This window comes from Chryseobacterium sp. WLY505 (assembly GCF_030846215.1).
Lineage (GTDB): Bacteria > Bacteroidota > Bacteroidia > Flavobacteriales > Weeksellaceae > Chryseobacterium.
Genome location: NZ_JAVCWI010000017.1, coordinates 1 through 16,718, shown reverse-complemented (window position 1 = coordinate 16,718; position 16,718 = coordinate 1). Strand labels below are relative to the sequence as shown.

At 36.4% G+C, this 16,718-nt stretch carries 15 protein-coding genes, 1 tRNA gene and 1 pseudogene; 7 read left to right on the top strand and 10 right to left on the bottom strand.

The genetic code is table 11. From position 1 onward, the window contains the following. Position 1 precedes the first annotated feature (1 nt). The 5 genes from RAH34_RS21585 (at position 2) to RAH34_RS21565 (ending at position 2,981) form a co-directional block, all read left to right on the top strand. Positions 2-757, top strand: coding sequence for a hypothetical protein (locus tag RAH34_RS21585; RefSeq protein WP_306597498.1), 756 nt, complete (start codon positions 2-4; stop codon positions 755-757). 3 nt (positions 758-760) lie between these two features. Next, the gene (locus RAH34_RS21580; protein WP_306597497.1) at positions 761-1,840 is read left to right on the top strand and encodes a DNA replication/repair protein RecF; all 1,080 of its coding nucleotides are present in this window, start codon (positions 761-763) and stop codon (positions 1,838-1,840) included. A 136-nt stretch (positions 1,841-1,976) separates the two neighbouring features. Continuing rightward, on the top strand, positions 1,977-2,351 hold the full coding sequence (locus RAH34_RS21575) for a four helix bundle protein (RefSeq protein WP_306597496.1): 375 nt from the start codon (positions 1,977-1,979) through the stop codon (positions 2,349-2,351). A gap of 67 nt (positions 2,352-2,418) precedes the next feature. Beyond that, complete coding sequence (locus RAH34_RS21570; protein WP_306597495.1) at positions 2,419-2,712, top strand: hypothetical protein; 294 nt, start codon at positions 2,419-2,421, stop codon at positions 2,710-2,712. Between the two features lie 101 nt (positions 2,713-2,813). Then, the gene (locus RAH34_RS21565; RefSeq protein ID WP_162800978.1) at positions 2,814-2,981 is read left to right on the top strand and encodes a hypothetical protein; all 168 of its coding nucleotides are present in this window, start codon (positions 2,814-2,816) and stop codon (positions 2,979-2,981) included. 50 nt (positions 2,982-3,031) lie between these two features. Here the strand turns inward: RAH34_RS21565 and RAH34_RS21560 are convergent, their stop codons facing one another. Genes RAH34_RS21560 through RAH34_RS21550 form a run of 3 tightly spaced genes read right to left on the bottom strand, consistent with a single transcriptional unit; the run spans position 3,032 to position 6,810 of the window. After that, a complete protein-coding gene (locus RAH34_RS21560; RefSeq protein ID WP_306597494.1) occupies positions 3,032-5,062 on the bottom strand; it encodes a recombinase in 2,031 nt (676 codons plus the stop codon). A gap of 13 nt (positions 5,063-5,075) precedes the next feature. Then, positions 5,076-5,720, bottom strand: a complete 645-nt coding sequence (mtgA, locus tag RAH34_RS21555; RefSeq protein WP_306597493.1) for a monofunctional biosynthetic peptidoglycan transglycosylase — start codon at positions 5,718-5,720, stop codon at positions 5,076-5,078. 43 nt (positions 5,721-5,763) lie between these two features. Next, a complete protein-coding gene (locus tag RAH34_RS21550) occupies positions 5,764-6,810 on the bottom strand; it encodes an ABC transporter substrate-binding protein (RefSeq protein ID WP_306597492.1) in 1,047 nt (348 codons plus the stop codon). A 59-nt stretch (positions 6,811-6,869) separates the two neighbouring features. On the opposite strand from RAH34_RS21550, the gene RAH34_RS21545 reads away from it, so the two are divergent. After that, a tRNA-Arg gene (locus RAH34_RS21545) sits at positions 6,870-6,946 on the top strand. A gap of 216 nt (positions 6,947-7,162) precedes the next feature. Here RAH34_RS21545 and RAH34_RS21540 read toward each other — a convergent pair. Then, positions 7,163-7,954, bottom strand: a complete 792-nt coding sequence (locus tag RAH34_RS21540; protein WP_306597491.1) for an AraC family transcriptional regulator — start codon at positions 7,952-7,954, stop codon at positions 7,163-7,165. Between the two features lie 269 nt (positions 7,955-8,223). On the opposite strand from RAH34_RS21540, the gene dapB reads away from it, so the two are divergent. Continuing rightward, entirely contained in the window at positions 8,224-9,027 is an 804-nt protein-coding gene (gene dapB, locus RAH34_RS21535) for a 4-hydroxy-tetrahydrodipicolinate reductase (protein ID WP_114822448.1), read from the top strand. A gap of 252 nt (positions 9,028-9,279) precedes the next feature. Here dapB and RAH34_RS21530 read toward each other — a convergent pair whose 3' ends face one another. From RAH34_RS21530 to RAH34_RS21505, 6 genes and pseudogenes are all read right to left on the bottom strand, one after another. Continuing rightward, positions 9,280-9,927 (bottom strand): response regulator transcription factor, encoded by a 648-nt coding sequence (locus RAH34_RS21530; protein WP_306597490.1) that lies wholly within the window; start codon positions 9,925-9,927, stop codon positions 9,280-9,282. After that, entirely contained in the window at positions 9,924-10,658 is a 735-nt protein-coding gene (locus RAH34_RS21525; protein WP_306597489.1) for a sensor histidine kinase KdpD, read from the bottom strand. The genes RAH34_RS21530 and RAH34_RS21525 overlap by 4 nt, the downstream gene beginning before the upstream one ends. A 748-nt stretch (positions 10,659-11,406) precedes the next feature. Next, the gene (locus RAH34_RS21520) at positions 11,407-12,837 is read right to left on the bottom strand and encodes a hypothetical protein (RefSeq protein ID WP_114822445.1); all 1,431 of its coding nucleotides are present in this window, start codon (positions 12,835-12,837) and stop codon (positions 11,407-11,409) included. Between the two features lie 10 nt (positions 12,838-12,847). Next, positions 12,848-15,652: a hypothetical protein gene (locus tag RAH34_RS21515; protein ID WP_306597488.1), complete on the bottom strand. Its 2,805-nt coding sequence runs from the start codon at positions 15,650-15,652 to the stop codon at positions 12,848-12,850. Between the two features lie 9 nt (positions 15,653-15,661). Beyond that, positions 15,662-16,462, bottom strand: coding sequence for an Fn3-like domain-containing protein (locus RAH34_RS21510; protein ID WP_228412065.1), 801 nt, complete (start codon positions 16,460-16,462; stop codon positions 15,662-15,664). A gap of 80 nt (positions 16,463-16,542) precedes the next feature. Continuing rightward, positions 16,543-16,718: pseudogene (locus RAH34_RS21505) on the bottom strand (peptidoglycan-binding protein LysM); the annotation flags it as partial.

Sequence of the window (16,718 nt, the reverse complement as noted above, 5' to 3'; positions counted from 1 at the left end):
AATGAACATCTTAAAAATACTGAAAAAAACCGTCATAGACAGCCAGCTTTATGTCTCTCTTATGGGAACTCTTTTTGCAGTATTTTTCATGAAAGAGCAAAACACATTCCGTTTCCCTACTTTTGCACTTATTTTCATCACTTATTTCAGTGGTTATCTGTATACTAAATACCAATATACCAGGCACTTTTTGAAAATACTTGTTCTTAATGCAACAGCAGGAATTGTCTGTGCTTTTCTAATCATTCATAATCATAATGAAATAAGACTTCTGAAATGGTTTATTATTGTAGTCCTGGGGCTGCTTTACAACAGTTTTTTTCTCGATGTATATATTCGTAAAATTCCTTTACTGAAAGTGTTCTACGTAGGATTAGTATGGGCATTGGTCAACTGCTGGCTTACGCTTCCGGAATTTAGCATGCCTATTTTTCTGATCAGTTTTTTCTTTATTACTGCACTGGTTCTACCTTTTGATATCCGTGATATGAACAGTGATACCGTAAAGACTTTCCCTATGCTTATAGGGGTGGAAAACACTAAATACATTGCCTATGGACTTGTTTTTATCAGCAACATCATCGGGATCTTCTATCTCGACTTCCATTATGCCCTGGCATTTTTTATGGCCAGCATTGTAACTTATATTCTCATCTACTTCTCTGATAATAAAAGAGATGATGCTTATTTCTCATTCGGAGTGGAAACTTGTTCGGCACTTCCTTTTTTATTTTTAGTAATAATGGAGTATTTTTGACGAATGATTATCAAGAAGCTTTCCCTCTACAATTTCAAAAACCATTCTGAGAAAAAATTTGAGTTTTCCCCGCAGATCAACTGTTTCGTGGGTAATAACGGCGTGGGAAAGACCAATATTCTGGATGCTTTGCATTATTTATCAGTAGGAAAAAGCTTTCTGGGAAATACGGATCTCAACAATATTAAACAAGAGGAAGACTTTTTTACCATTGATGCTGAAATTCAGAATGAAGACAGCGAGGATATCATCAGAATCACCCAGCCTAAGGAAGCTAAAAAAGTGATCAAGAAGAATGATAAAAGCTACGACAGGCTTGCAGATCATATCGGATACCTGCCAAGTGTTATGATCTCACCTTACGATTCTAATCTAATTTCGGATTCCGGAGAAAGCAGACGCAAGTTTCTGGATGCGATGATCTCTCAGACAGATTCAGAATATCTTTTTGATCTCATCCAATATCAGAAAACCATTCAGCAGCGAAATGCTTTACTGAAATATTTTGCCAAAAACAGAACCTGGGACAAAGATTCTCTGGAAATTTATGATGACCCTATCACCAGATTTGGAACGAAAATATTTAAGAAAAGAAAAGAGTTTGTAGAACAGCTCAACCCAATTGTTCAGAATTTCTATCAGATTATTTCCGGTGGAAAAGAAACTGTATCGGTAATTTATGAATCTCATTTACTGGAAGATTCTTTTGAAAGCCTTTTAAAAGATAGCCTTGAAAGAGACCGAATGCTTACTTACACGTCAAAAGGAATTCATAAGGATGATCTTCTTTTTGAAATGGATGATGTATTAATCAAGAAAATCGGATCACAGGGACAGCAAAAATCTTTCCTGATCTCTTTAAAGCTGGCTCAGATGAGTCTTGTAAAAGAACTCACCAAAAAGACGCCTATTCTACTGCTCGATGATATTTTTGATAAGCTTGATGATACCAGAGTTTCTCAATTGATTGAATTGGTAAATAAAGAAAGTTTCGGACAGATTTTTATCACAGATACTCACAGAGAGCGTACGGAAAGTGTGGTAAAGAAAATTAACGAAGAAAGTATCATTTTTGAAGTTTAATAAGAGGTTCGGGATGCGAGTTACGAGGTATTAAATGCGGGCAAATAAGTGTAGGTGTCGATACAAAGAAAAAACTAATATTCTTTATCATCGAATTGTTTTTTGTCTTAACTTAAGATCCTAAAACACCAATGATATGAGTTATAGAAATCTGGATATTTATAAAAAAGCTTTTGATTTATTTTTAAAAACCCATAAAGCGTCTCATCTTCTTCCTAAATACGAACTTTTCGAACTAGGCAGTCAATTAAGAAGGTCTTCGGACTCGGTCATTACAAATATTGTTGAAGGCTATGGAAGATCAACTTATAAAAATGATTACATTCGCTTCCTGATTTACAGCCATGCAAGTAATGAAACAATTAACCATCTGGAGAAAATCATTATATTATACCCTAATTTTTCCTCAGAATTTGAGACATTAAAAAATGAATACAACACATTGGGGGGAAAGATCAATATTTATAAAAAATGGGTCATAGAAAATTGGAATAAAAAGTCGCAACAATAATCAACAATCACAAACCAAATAAAAACTCGAAACCCGAATCACGCATCCCGAACCCCGAACCCCAACTATGAAGAAGAAAAAACGTGAATATCAATCCTCTGAACTGGTAAAATCTTTTGCCAGAATTTATGGTTTTGAACATAAACTAGTTGCTTTTGACATTAAAGATTTCCTTGAAGAATATCTTGATGAAAGTCTTTTCAATGAAATCAGAAGTGTGAATATTGAAAATGAATGTATTATTATTAAAATTGATTCTCCTTTATTGAAACACGATTTTAAAATGCGGAAAAGTTTTTATCTCAAAAAATTCCAGGATAAATTCGGTGTTGAGAAATTTAACGATCTACAGATATTATAGGAGTAGAACGCAAATTCATTTAAATAATTCACTAACGTTGAAATTATTTTATTTTATGCAGATTAATATGTATTTTTAATGCACATTAATCTATTTTTACCATGAAAAAATCAATTGCATCAAAAAAACTGACAAGAAAAACTTTAAAAACAATACAGGGAGGTGGTACCGGAGAAATCTGCTGTGCCGTAAGCTGCGCCAATGAAAACGAATGTGCTTATTGGACAACACTGCCTACAAAATGCCCATTACTTCCTATTTGTCTTTAATTGCTATAACAATAGAAAAATGCTACCCTCGGGTAGCATTTTTTATGATATTAATGTTCTTCTGATTTATTAGAAATGGTACTGCTCATCAGATCGTCTGCTTTTTTGTCCAGACCAGAGCTAAGCGGTAGGAAGAATTTCAGCGGATGTTTCGTAAAGTAGCTGAAAATCTCTTTATAGATCTCACTTACCTGTCCGAAATTCATTTTTCTTGACCTGAATGCCAGGAACATCGACAAACTGAAACTTACCAGGAAGTTGAAGAAACCAATCAGGAATACCGTTACAAAAGACATCCAGAATGTATAGGAATCTACAGAGAAGTCTTTTCCATATAACCCTAAAGCAAAGTTTCCGGCTGCAAAGGTGATGTGTCTGATATCCAGATCCAGCCCGAAAAACATTCCGACCGGAGCCGTTGCCCCAAGGAAAACCCCAAACCAGAAATTGGAAATGATTCCCGGCCAGTTTTTAGCATAATATTTTGAAAGTCCTTTTGCGAATTTCTTTCCAAAAAAACTTCTGATGGAAAGGTTTTTGGCAATTCTTTCAGGAATCTGATAAAACACAGAATTGTTCCCGATATTTCCCGAAATAATTCCGGAAATAAAAAGGTAGAATCCGGCAATACTGGCATGCAGAATAGCTTTTGATTTAAAAGGATCAAGGTCTTTCAGCAGTTTATCTGAACGCTCTACAGCAAGGTTTTGGGAGAAAAACACATCCAATCCGTAAATAATAGCGAGAGCTATCGGAAAGGCAAGCAATACATTTCCTACAAAGGCAATGAACTGGCTTCTGAACAACTTGGATACCAAATGGGCAAACTCTGTATTATTTCTTTGGGCATTTCCTTCTTCTGATAATACTTTTGTCATCGTGGCAGCAGTCATAGCCGGCTGTTTTGTGGCAAGTGTAAAACCCATCAGATAAATCATCACAAATCCCATCGCATAATTCATTGAATACAGAAAGGCATGTGAAAAATCACTTCCCGGAATGTATCCATAGAGCATTTTAAGAACACAAAGGGCTCCTACGATAATACCACCACCACTCGCTTTGTAGAACATGGTCATATATTCTTTTCGGGTAGAAGTAATATAATGGGTTCCGGTTTCTGCCGTGTGATTGGTAATAAGGTGTGAGATCAACCTCGTACTGTCGTTGATAAGATCTGAGATATTATTTTTGTGAGATTTATAATTCAGAATATTAAAAATCAACTGTTTGGATTTTATCTGAACATCTTCATCTGTATCAATAACCAATAACTGGGCAATTTCATATATTCTTTCAGTCTGCTGACGGATTTTTAACAGAGATTGATTAATCTTCCCAGAGATACCATATTTGGCAGAATTTTTAAAAGCAATATTCACGAACTCCTGGCATTGTTCTGCGTAGATTTTGATCTGCTTATATCTGCTGTCTTTTGAATGCAGCTGTAATTCCGGATCTTTAACCAGATCATCAGCCAATGTTTCCAGCTCATTCTGAAGGGCAAGAAACGGATTGTCCAAATTTCTGTATTGAGGGGCCATTCTAACTACTTCCACTTCCATCGCCATTCCCGTTACCCTCCAGGAAAGGATGTTCATAGAGAAAATAAGTTCCTTTTTAACATTAGGGCGGATAATAAAATCCGAAGCTCCCAACATATTCAAAAATTCATTGATCTCATTTTCAGGAAGGTTATGCAGATATTTCAAATCCTTTTTCGGCCTCATACTGACATTATCAATCATGTACCATACCGTATTCTCGTTTTCAACGGGCGGCAGAACCTTGTTCAGTATTCTTTTTTTAAGCTCCGGGAAGAAGGCATTTTCTGAAAGAATATTCGCTTCAGTCAGGGAAAGGTTGAAAGGTCTTCCTCTAAAAATATTGTGAATATAATATTTAAAGTTTTCAGCAAAATTAGGATTGCTTCTGAAAAAATTGAGCACATCTGTAAAGTCGGCCTCTTTTATCGTCTCTAAAAACTCTGCAAAAGGTTCTAAAGAATGCGTTTCGTTCTTAAAAGAAAAGTATTTTTTAAGAACTGACTCAAAATTTGTGCTGGAATTAAAGAATTTCATTAGTACAAAGATACTATTTCAAACTCACATTCCTCATCTGTCTCATAATCCAATTATGTTTCTTTCTCAGATAAGGAGATGGATTTTTAGGATCATACTTTTTTGGATTAGGTAATACAGCGGCAATCCAGGCTGCATCGGAGACACTTAAATCTTTGGATGATTTACCAAAATAATATTGTGCAGCTGCTTCTACGCCAAATACACCTTGTCCCATTTCTATGGAATTCAGGTATCTTTCAAGGATAATATCTTTAGTCCATACTTTTTCGATGATGAAAGTATACACTGCTTCCAGTCCTTTTCTCACCCAGCTTCTGCCCTGCCAAAGAAACACATTCTTCGCTGTTTGCTGGGAAATGGTACTTCCTCCCCTTATTTTTTTGCCTTTCTCATTGTACTTCATCGCTTTTTCAATAGCCGTATAATCAAAACCGTCGTGAACAAAAAACTTCTGGTCTTCCGAAGCAATTACGGCTTTTTTCACATTGCTTCCCATTTCATCATAGGAAATATAATCCCTATGCAGTTTTCCATATTCAAAAAGTCCTCCTATCTGGGTAAGAGTGATGGGTGGATTAAAGAATCTACCCCAGATGATAAAAACGACATTCAAAACAAGAATGATGAAGATAAGCTGTTTAATTTTTTTCCACATAACTTGATAAAAAGGAAAGGCAAAAATAAGCAAATAGTATGAGTTACTGCAATTCTTTCATGTAAGTAAGCTGATAATCGGGTAAAAGTTCAGGATGAAAGATTTTTATATAATCTTTAAGGATCAAATCAGCTCTCACCACACCGCTTTCAAAGAAATCATTCGCTTTCAGTTTTTCTTTTCCGGCAATGGTATAGATTTTTCCTTTATTGAATACATCCAGCTTTCCATAGAAAGGATTCATGCCCAGCATTTCTTTTTTCGAAGTATGGCTTCCTGCATTTACCCAATACTGTACTCCTCCTGCTTTGGCGTATACTTCCTCAAAGCTCATTGTTAAAGCTTTTTCATCTTTATTGTCCTTCATGATATAATTGGCGTTGGCATCCGAAATATAATGAGCCACAGAAGTATTTCCCCCTGGAAGATACCAGACGTCTCCATACATTTCATTAGCAAGTACCACAGGTTTTCCTTTTGCTTTTGATGCAAGCTGTTTCAGATCACTGTAATTTTTCTCCACTTCCTGATATTTGGCTTCAGCTTCTTTTTCTTTTCCTAAAAACTCTCCGAAAAGTTTAATATAAGCCGTTTTTTCCAAAGGTTTCTGCTCCATGTATTCATCCAAAAATATTACCTGAATGCCATTGTTCTTTAAAAGCTCATAAGTATTGTCAAAACTGGCAATATGATTGGTAAAAATAGCATCCGGTTTCATAGAGATGATCTTTTCCACATCATATTTCTGTTCGCTTCCTACATTCTGGATCTTTCCTTCCTTGATCAGATTCTGAATTTTATCTGAAAAAATATATTCCGGACTGGAAACTCCTATGATTACATTTTCTGCCCCAAGCTCTGAAATATACCCTGCCATACTTGCATTCAGCAGGATTATTTTCTTGAAAGGAGTTTGATTCTGCTTAAAATTATAAGTGAAATTCCCCGATTTCAACTCCAGGTTTCCGTCCTGTTCCTTGTATTGGGTACGATTTGAGATATTTGTCCAATCTGAGGACGAAATTTTTGATTCTCTTTTACAGGCAATTAGCGAAAATACCGTAAATAAAAGTAAAATTTTCTTTTTCATGTTTCAAAGAACGGAAAAAAGTGGTATATTTGCAACCGTTAAACAACAAGATAACAAACGGCCTCGTGGCGCAACTGAATAGCGCATCTGATTACGGCTCAGAAGGTTACAGGTTTGAATCCTGTCGAGGTCACCAAAAGGCGCCAACTTTCTTTAGTTGGCGCCTTTTTTTTCACTTTAGTTTTCTTATAACTTATGCATTTAGAGCCTAATGTAATGATAAGCAATACTCGTTTCTTTCTATTTTTGAATTGATTATTTGATTCAACTGTTAGAAAAAGACAGAAAATTGTATCTGCCTTTCTTCTATGTGTCTAAGATTTTTTTCATAATCCATCTTAAAAACAGAATTTTAAGATTTCCCAATAATTTTTGCCTTTTCTTTCATAATCCCAAAGTAAGAGTTGGTAAAAGCCGATAGACTTTTATAACCAATCATAAAAGCGATCTGACTTAAAGTGTATTGTCCTGTATTAATAAGTTCAATACTTTTTAAAATACGAATCAGCTGGACATATTTTTGGATAGTAATACCTGTTTCCCGCTTAAATATACGCTGAAGGCTTCTTACAGACATTAAGGATATATCAGCTAAATCATCTATACTTACCTGATCTGTATAATTCTTATTAATATAATTACATACAGGCAGTAATCTTGGATCAGCAGGAATCGGGATCTGTAAACCTACTTTCTCTGTACAGAAATGAGGAAGGCTATTCAATAAAGCTGTCAGGAAATATCCCTGCTCTTCATCTTCTTCCAATAATTTATTCCATTTTGAAGCATATTGCAACATTTCTCTCAAAACCGGAGGCGCTGCAAAAACATGCGCTTTATTATAAAAATCATTATCAAAAACGGTTTTGAATAAGATAACCATGAGATTAACTGTACTGGCTTCCGACTGGGTATGATGTTTTTTGCCTGTAGGAATCCAAATTAAGTGATTTTGTGGAACCAGATAGATTTTATTTTCAATGTGAAAATACTGATACCCTTCTTCAACATAAGTCAGCTGATATCTTTGATGAGTATGATCATAGTCATCATGTGTCCAGTCTTTCTCATACCACACATAAGCATCGATAGTAATTTCATCATCAAACTCCCCTTTTCTTCTTTCGAATAACCCACATTTCATTTTGGCGTTTTATATAATAATTCTGGCAAATTTAATAAAAATACCAATTGTAAATTTGTATCATACAATAGATGCACGTCTTATCTTTCTATAATGAGATAAATTTATAGTACACATTTACTGTTTCATTCAGCAGAAAAAATAAGAATTTCTCAAAGGGAGAGCCACAGTAAACATATTCATTATCTGGAAACCCATGTGTTGAAATTCAGGCTATCTTTGAGATAGATTAATAGTAAAAATAACATTCAATAAATAAAAATAATATTATGAAAAAAGTTTTTGTTGCGGGAGCCACCGGATGGGCGGGTTCTGAAATTAGCAGAGCAATAGTAAATAATGACGAAATGATATTAACAGGCGGACTTTCGTTATCTCAAGACGGAAAAAATCTGTCAGAAATTCTGTCATTAAAATCGGATAAAAATATACCATTGTTTCAATCTATCGAAGATGCAATAGAAAATGTAGAGTTTGATATTCTTGTAGATTTTACCAAACCGGAGATAGCGAAGCATAATATCCATACTGCTTTACAAAAAGGCAAAAAAGTCATCATTGGAACTTCAGGACTAACTGATAAAGATTATGAAGAAATCGAACGTATAGCCAATGAAAATAATACTTCTGTTCTTGCTGCCGGGAACTTTGCGCTAACTGTTGTTTTATTGCAAAAGTTTGCTGAAATGGCAGCACAATATATCCCCCATTATGAGATCATTGACTATGCGGATGCTAACAAAATTGATGCACCAAGCGGAACAGTGGCAGAATTGGCTTATCGTCTTTCTAAAGTTCAAAAGCCTGAACTATCTGTAGCAATAGATGATACTATCGGAAATAAAGAAACAAGAGGTGCAACAATAAACGGCATACAGGTTCATGCTGTTCGCCTGCCCGGCCACACGCTCGCCGTTGAAACGATCTTTGGACTCAAAGGAGAAAAATTAATACTAAGACATGATTCCGGAGAAAGTGCGGAGCCCTATGTAAAAGGAGTATTACTTGCCATCAAAAATATTGATACTTTCAAAGGTTTACGAAGAGGATTAGACTCAATAATGGCATTTTAACAATATGTCAACGTCTAGTATTTCGGGTGTTTAAAATTATATTGTAAAAAGCTTGTTTAATTGGATTCAAAGGAACTAAATCATCGAGAAAAGTGTTTGAGTATACGCTCGTCTTGGTTACAAACAACAAAATGGCACCACTTTAAGATCAGTGGCGCCATTTTTTTATTCTTGGTTCCCATTAACCGGATATTTAGGGACTAATAACTGACTACAGCTCTGTACAAAGGACCCATTTTTATGATAAAATATCTACTGATTATACAGCCTGAGGATCTCTACCAATTCGGGTATGGATCGTATTTTCAGCTTCTCAAACAACCTGATTTTATATGTACTGATCGTTGATGAATGAAGATTCAGCTGATTAGAAATTTCTTTGAGGGGAAGACCTTCTGCAAGCTTATTGGCAATTTGCAATTCACGATCTGACAGCGCTTCAAAGGGAGAACTTTTGGGTGTACCATTTAATGATTCTAAAAAAATCGCTTCTTTTATATTCTCACTTACATATCGGCCCTTACTGAGCATTGCCGTTAAAGCAGTCTCAATTACTTCCGTAGAGCTTAGCTTGCTTAGATAGCCGCCAGCACCCATTTTCAGATAACGCATTCCATACAACTCTTCATCCTGTGAAGAAAATATGAGCACTTTTAACGCAGGTTGATGAATTTTTATGTAATCTATTGCTTCCTGAACTGTACCATTAGGCATGTTAACGTCCATAATGGCCAGATCAAATTCTTCTTTCAGTATTAATTTGTACAGCGATTTATAATCCTCTACTTCTGAAATTATGGCATCAGGTCTGAGTCGTTTAATCGTCTGTATCAAACCCATCCGGACGATACCATGATCGTCTGCTACAACAATGCGAATGTTTACTTTTAAACCCATCATTCTATAAATTTACGTAAAAAAAGAGAAACTGTCGTACCTTTATTTTCAGTGGAAATGATTTGGATGTTTCCCTTAAGCAAGGATATAAAATTTTTTACAATTTTCAAACTTAATCCCACTCCTTTCTCGCCTGCAGTTCCCAGAAATATGGGATTACCATAAGTGTAGATCTCAGGTAAATACTTTTCATTGATTCCCGTTCCGGAATCAATTATAGAAAGTACCACCTGGTCACCTTCTGTAATTTCCTGTAAATAAACATCTTGCCCCGGAAAGGAATATTTTACCGCATTGTTGAAAATTTTGTCTAAAACATATTCGAGCAACAGGCGATCACTTGTAAGAAATACATTTTCATCACCTTTGAAATGAAAATTGATATTTTTTTCTTTTAACTGAGCAGCATATTTTTCTTCCAAATAGTGAAATAGATCCATCACCATGATTTTCTCAGGTTTAATCTTAAATTCCCCGTATTGTGTTTTTAGCCACGTACTACTATCCTGAATAGTTTGAAGATTCTTTTGGGCATCCCGTTTTATCTGTGGTAACAACTTAAAAAAATCTTCCTCACTTAAAGTCTTTTGCTCAAGTTCTTCTGTAATCCACAGAAAGGTTCCAAACAATTCTTTTGAGTCATGAGACAATATTGAGATCAATCCGTTCTTGAAATTGATTTCGTTTTCCAGTCTTTCGATTTTTAATTGGAGTTCGTTGATAAAATCATTCATAAATTAAGTATCACGGTTTTAGAAGCTGTTTGATTTTTTTGAAAGAAGGCAGAAAGGGTTATATTGTTTAAATACAACTAAAAACATATCGTTCAGACCTTTCTTCCAGAAGGTAGCAAGTTAAAAAAAATATCATATTAGTTTAAAAAAAAACAAATGGGATTTACCTGAAATAATACAGGTTCTGTTTTATCTCACAAAAACGGCTGTGTCAGACTTCAGGGAATTTTTGTCTCTGGCAGACTGTTTACAGGTATTATCGAAAATATAGAAAGGGTGAAATATAGAACTGTATCAATAGATTACTCATCACAAACAGCTGAATAATGCAAGATAAAAATGGCAGCGTGAAGTAGCAATCATTGATAGCCATACTACCAAAATACGTCTACAGGCACTGAAAATATAAGGGATTGATGAAGGAAAAATCATCAAAGGAAGAGAATGTACCGATAGAGATACTTCAGAATTTTTTTTGGACAGTTTGTATTTTCCGCCAATTGTATGGGGAGACCACAGCCATAAAATGCTGTCACAACATACACTCAAAAAACGAATGTCTGGAAGGTATACACCCTATTATATGATTATATGCCGATGCAGGAATTTTTCCTCAGCATATAAAAGTAAAATTGGTCGTCTTCGCAGCCAATCACCCTATTTTTTTGGATGCAGTTACTTTGTTAATATTGTGTTTCTCCGGCCACTGAATATTGTCCATGACGAGGAGTCATTTCAGAAAGTATGGTTAAATGGCCGTAAAGCTATAATAAACATTGACAGAGTAAGTGGTATTTTCCTGCCCTACCAAACTTTGGGCACCCGCAGGAGATATAGTGTATCTTACGTTCAGTGCACGGTCCAGAACCGGTGTTCCGTTAAAGAGTATTTTTTGAGGAGTTTTGGATAAGGGAACATTGACAGAGCTCCCATCCATACCAATTTGTAAAATATTTGAATTGATGCTGGTCTGCAGACCGCCTTTCTTAAAATAATTTTCGTCCGATTTTACATAGAGCTCAAAATTTTCGTTATTGGATAACGTGATTTGGTTCGGAATCATTTGTGACTGACCATCGGTGTAGTGGGCAGCGGTATTAAAATTGAAGTTGACGTTGCGTCCGGAACTGGGAATGGTGATCTCCGACAGAGGAAGCACCTTCAACTGAACAGCCGTATTTTGCAAGCTGTTAATGGAGTTATCTGTACTGCTGGCATTGAAGTTCAATTCAAATGTATAGGTTCCGGCTTCAAAAAAAAAGTTTTTAAAATCTTCCGCAGACACATAAAGCTGAGGAATAAAGCTGTTTCTGTTTCCTGCTGCAACACTGAAATTAGCAGGAGAAAAATTCTGAAAATCGGAAGATAAGGCTTTGGTTGTGAGTGAAGATCCGTTACTGCCCAATTTAATGCTTGCTATATTTCTGGTTCCCGGAACACCTTTAGATGAGGTAAACTGAACATTTGTGGCAGCTTTCGCCCAAAAATTAAAATCAACCGTATTGGCTATTTCTGTACTTCCCAAATCCCACACCCGCGTGCTTGTACTGCGGTAGTCGTTCAAAGACGATATTTCTATGTATTTTGTTAAAGAGTTTGCCACCCATTTTATAGCCGAAGGAATAACTAAAACTGTTTTAAAGTTACGTGGTGTGAAGTCATTATAATTCTGAGTTATATCCATGGAGTAATTTCCTGCCCGGAAGGCATTGGCACTAAATTGAGAGGCAGGAATTTTAAATATAAAATTGATATTCCCCCGGTTGAATCCTCCACCGAGACTGATGGATGGCGGTTCAAACCATTTTACAGCGCTTGTACTGAACGACTGAAAACCTGGAAGATAACCTGAAAATCCGGTAGACGGCATCTGCCCGCCCATACTTTCCAACTGCCACAGAAGCGCGGAACCGGGTAAAGTAAGTGAGGAAGAAGAGTGCGTAAAATTGGGCCCGGAAACAGAGGTAAATGTAGGAGCTGTTGGGAGCAATCCCAAAAAGGCATAATCCCAGTTGGTTCTGTTGGCGTTCGTCATTACCCTTGTAGGTACTGAAGTAAATTCGCTCCTGTTAAAAATATTACTTTCAGGAACGGACAGATACACATCCTGAGCTTTCGTAGCTGCAGAACCGCACAACACGGTAAAAACTCCTATTAGAAAAGGCCTCATCTTTTTCATACTTTTAAATTTAAAACTTTTTCACCTTAATGGTAGTGTCTTTCTTTTTGTATTCAAAAACCACAATTTTTGAATACCCTTCTTTTGTCACCTGAATAGTTTGGGTAGGTTGCACATAGCTGTATTTGTCATTTTCAATATAAAGGGTGTATTTTCCATCTTTCAGGAAAAATTCAAATTCATTTTTTTGATTAACCACGGCAGTATAGATCATACCCTCTTCACTTTTTGCATACACTACAATTCCTGTTACATCCGTTTCCAAAACATCGTATGCTTGCCTGATCTCTGTCAATTTCCCACTTACCCTGATATTTTTTACCAAGCCTACTTTACGGTTAATATTGGCATGTACCATGATGACAGGATCCATCATCAACCGGGCACCTGCACTTTCGTTCATTTTCAGTGTATAAGTCCCTTCGGGCACATTCTGAAAAACTACTTTTCCATTCTTATCTGTTATCGCTACATAATTGTCCAGTTTTACAATTTCATTAGCAAGTACCGATTCGCCGGATTCCAGAAGTCCATTAAAATTTTTATCTTCAAAGAACTGGAAAGCCACTTTATAATTTCCGAGCGCTGTTGCCGTGGTAAAATATTTTTTAATTCCTGCTCTGAACTGGTAATAACTTCCACTGGTTGCATATTCAGCTGTTGATTTATAACCGGAAAGATTAAAATACCCTGTGGTAGACCAGGAAGGTGAAATCTTATATTCCAGATTACCGGTGATATTGCTGTTTAAATTTTTATAAAGTTCCGAATAGAAAGCCCCCGCTGAAAAAGATCCGGTCAGATTATGATTAAACATCTGAAAATTATAGGAGGCATACACATTATAGTTGGCAAATTTACGGTTTACATCATAATAAGAATTTAAATCAAAGACACTGATGGCATTCCATTGGGCTGTTCCGTTGAGGGAGAATGACTTATATCTGTAAGATAAAGTTGTTTTCAAACTGTTGAACCAGTCTGGATTATCATTCTCTTTTGAATAAGAATATTCAGCCGTCAGGTTCAATCCGTGGGCACCTAATGTGGTACTGATGTTGGCTTCCAAACGGTAAGAAAAAAGTTCCTGTGATGTATAAAAATTCGCTGTTTTTTGTTTTTCAACTTTTGGAGAAAGTAGGAAATTCCACTTCTTTAAAGAAAACTGATATCCTAGTCCCAAAGCTTCTGTACTGTTGAAATAATAACGCAAATTAGAGGTATTCCCAGGTTGGATGGGTTCACTCTGGAAACTCAGGAACTCGGGTTCTACCTGTGAATTCTGGTATTGTATAAATGCACGCTGAGCACCAGAAAATTGGCGGCCGATGCGCTGATTTGAGAAAAAAGATCCCCGTTTGATCCCTGCATAACTTTTGGTGGCAAAGGAATTGAAAGATTGTATATCCCATTTGCCTATTTTTCCTTCATAATTGGCTCCCATTGAAGCTCCTGTGTTTTCGTCTTTATTCGAAAGGCCTTTTTCGTTGCTCAGACCCAACTCCGTGCGGATGATGTGTTTTTCGTTAATTAACAATGATGTGACAGCGTTCGCTACCTGAGTATCTACGTTAAATCGCGGATCATGGTCAAATATATAGGATACTTTTCCATTGAAAGATTTAGCATTTCCAAAAGCATATTTTCCACCTGCCATGGTAGCCCCTTCTGTTTGCTGGAAATAGGTACCGTACAGATTATAATTATTTTCCAGCGCAAGAACTTCAACCTGATTATTGTTACCAAATCTGGTAGAAATTTTCCCACCTCTTCCGAAAACCGGGTAATCGTAATCACTGCTGTTAACATTTCCCAAGCGCAATACCGTATTTTTTCTTTCCAGCTCCAGCCAGGTATCATACACGTTATAAAGGCCGTCTTCAAAATAGTAATCTGCACCGATATTGAAGCGTGATTTTAAATTCTCAGTCACCCGGAATGCTGTGTTTCCCCTCAATTGAAGAAAATTGAAACCTGAACTGTTTTCATTATAGCTCATTTCCGCAAAATTACTTCCACTCACCGCTTCGTTTCCACGGGCAATTTGTCTGTTGTGCGATAAAATGACTAAATAGAGCGTATTGCTTCCCACAATTTTATTATCAAGCAGATCTGTGACGATTGCATTAATATTAAATTCCGGATAAAGTGTATTCTGTTTTCGAACGGCAATTTTAATTTCAAGCGTTTGTTTTTCTAAACCTTCCAGAGATACGGTTTGTTGTTTTGGCAAAATTTCCAGACCATCAGGAATTGACTGCAAATCAATCTTAACGGTTCGTTTACTGTACCCCTGGTTTTCTACAGTCAGCAGGATTGAAGATTGGGGCAAAGCCGGGTTAATGAAATTTTCGTAGGTGGCCGTATAAATTGCGATGTTTTTGTTTTCACCCTTAGCAACGACGAACGAGGTGCTTTCAGTTCTGGTGACCGTTGGAGTGGCATACGAAACCTGGAATTGGATCTTATTGGATCTCAGTTTCATAAAATCCAGGTTGGCGATCAGTTTCACAGGAAGATTTTTAGACTGACCCGCGCCTAAGGTAAAGTCATTTTTGGGATAGAAAAGCAATCCCGGATAGTTTTCCTGAGGGATGATATTCTGAATTATTATCTCTTCAGAACTTTTATTCTCAATGACCAGGAAATTAGTAAAAGTAGAACCCTTCTCAACAGTTACACTGTCATTTTCAAAATGGATTTGTATATCCTTCTTTTCCTGTGCAAAGGCCCACGAAAAGTGCAGAAGAACAAATACGAAAAATAAGATTGTTCTTCTTAGTACTGAGATTGATATTCCATTCTGTGGTTTCAAAGCTTAATTTTAAAATTTAAAGTTTTTTTCTCCTACACGTAAATCATTGGATTCTGCCATTTTGACGATAACCACGCCAAGAAAGTTCCCTGAAATGTTCTCTGGTAAAGAAAACTGAACAACCTGATTGGTATCCGGAAGCATAGAGATGGAAATGGGAGGTAATTTTATTTCCTTACCACTGTCTGTATTGGTGAGTTCAAACTCAACGGTGGCATCATTGATGGTGTTTCCATCATTATGAATGCTTACAGCAACCTTTCTATTTGCAGCATTCTCATTTTTCACTTCTGAAATATTGGTGATATCCAGACTTTTCACATGGTTTCCCGGTGGAGTGTAAAAGATATGAAGTCCCACCTCAAATAAGGTGATAATACCAATACCATTCTGAACACGTGCCTTATCTGCCTGCTGAGGAAGCTGTGTGAAAAACAACATACTGTTCGTCACGGCAGACTGTGATGCGTTTGCCGGAATCTGCATGGTTACCACAATTTCCTTTGTACTTTTGGCAGGAACTGTTACGGCGTTTTCTAAGGTGGATACCCAGGAGGCATTGGAAGTTTTTGAACTGCCTGCTTCAAGATAAACCTTGTTTCCGTCTTCCTCTCTAACCCAATCTTTATAGTTGAGGTTAAAAACATAATCCTTATCCGAGCTGTTTTGAAGCGTGACTGTTTTTGTTACTTTTTCTCCTGGATTACCTGTGAAAAACAAGCGTGTAGGCGACATAGAGATGCTTTGTGCCAGAAGTGAAGAAGATCCTGTAAGGATAAAGAAAATGAAAAGGTGAATAAACTTGTGCATGGTGTAAATAGTTTAATAATAAAGATTCTCAAAACTACTGAAAACGTAGCAAAATAAGCCTTTACAAACTAAAAATTTTATTATAAAGCAGTCGCTGTATAAGTTACTGTTTGCGTATAAGTTCCGGCTGGCTTCCCTAAAATATCAGAAGATGAAGATTTTGCAGCTGGAATAGTGTAGTCCAGGTTTAGGGTTAATGCGCTTCCCAGCGGGGCATTGGTAACTAAATTCTGATCTGTTGCAGATAAAACTACAG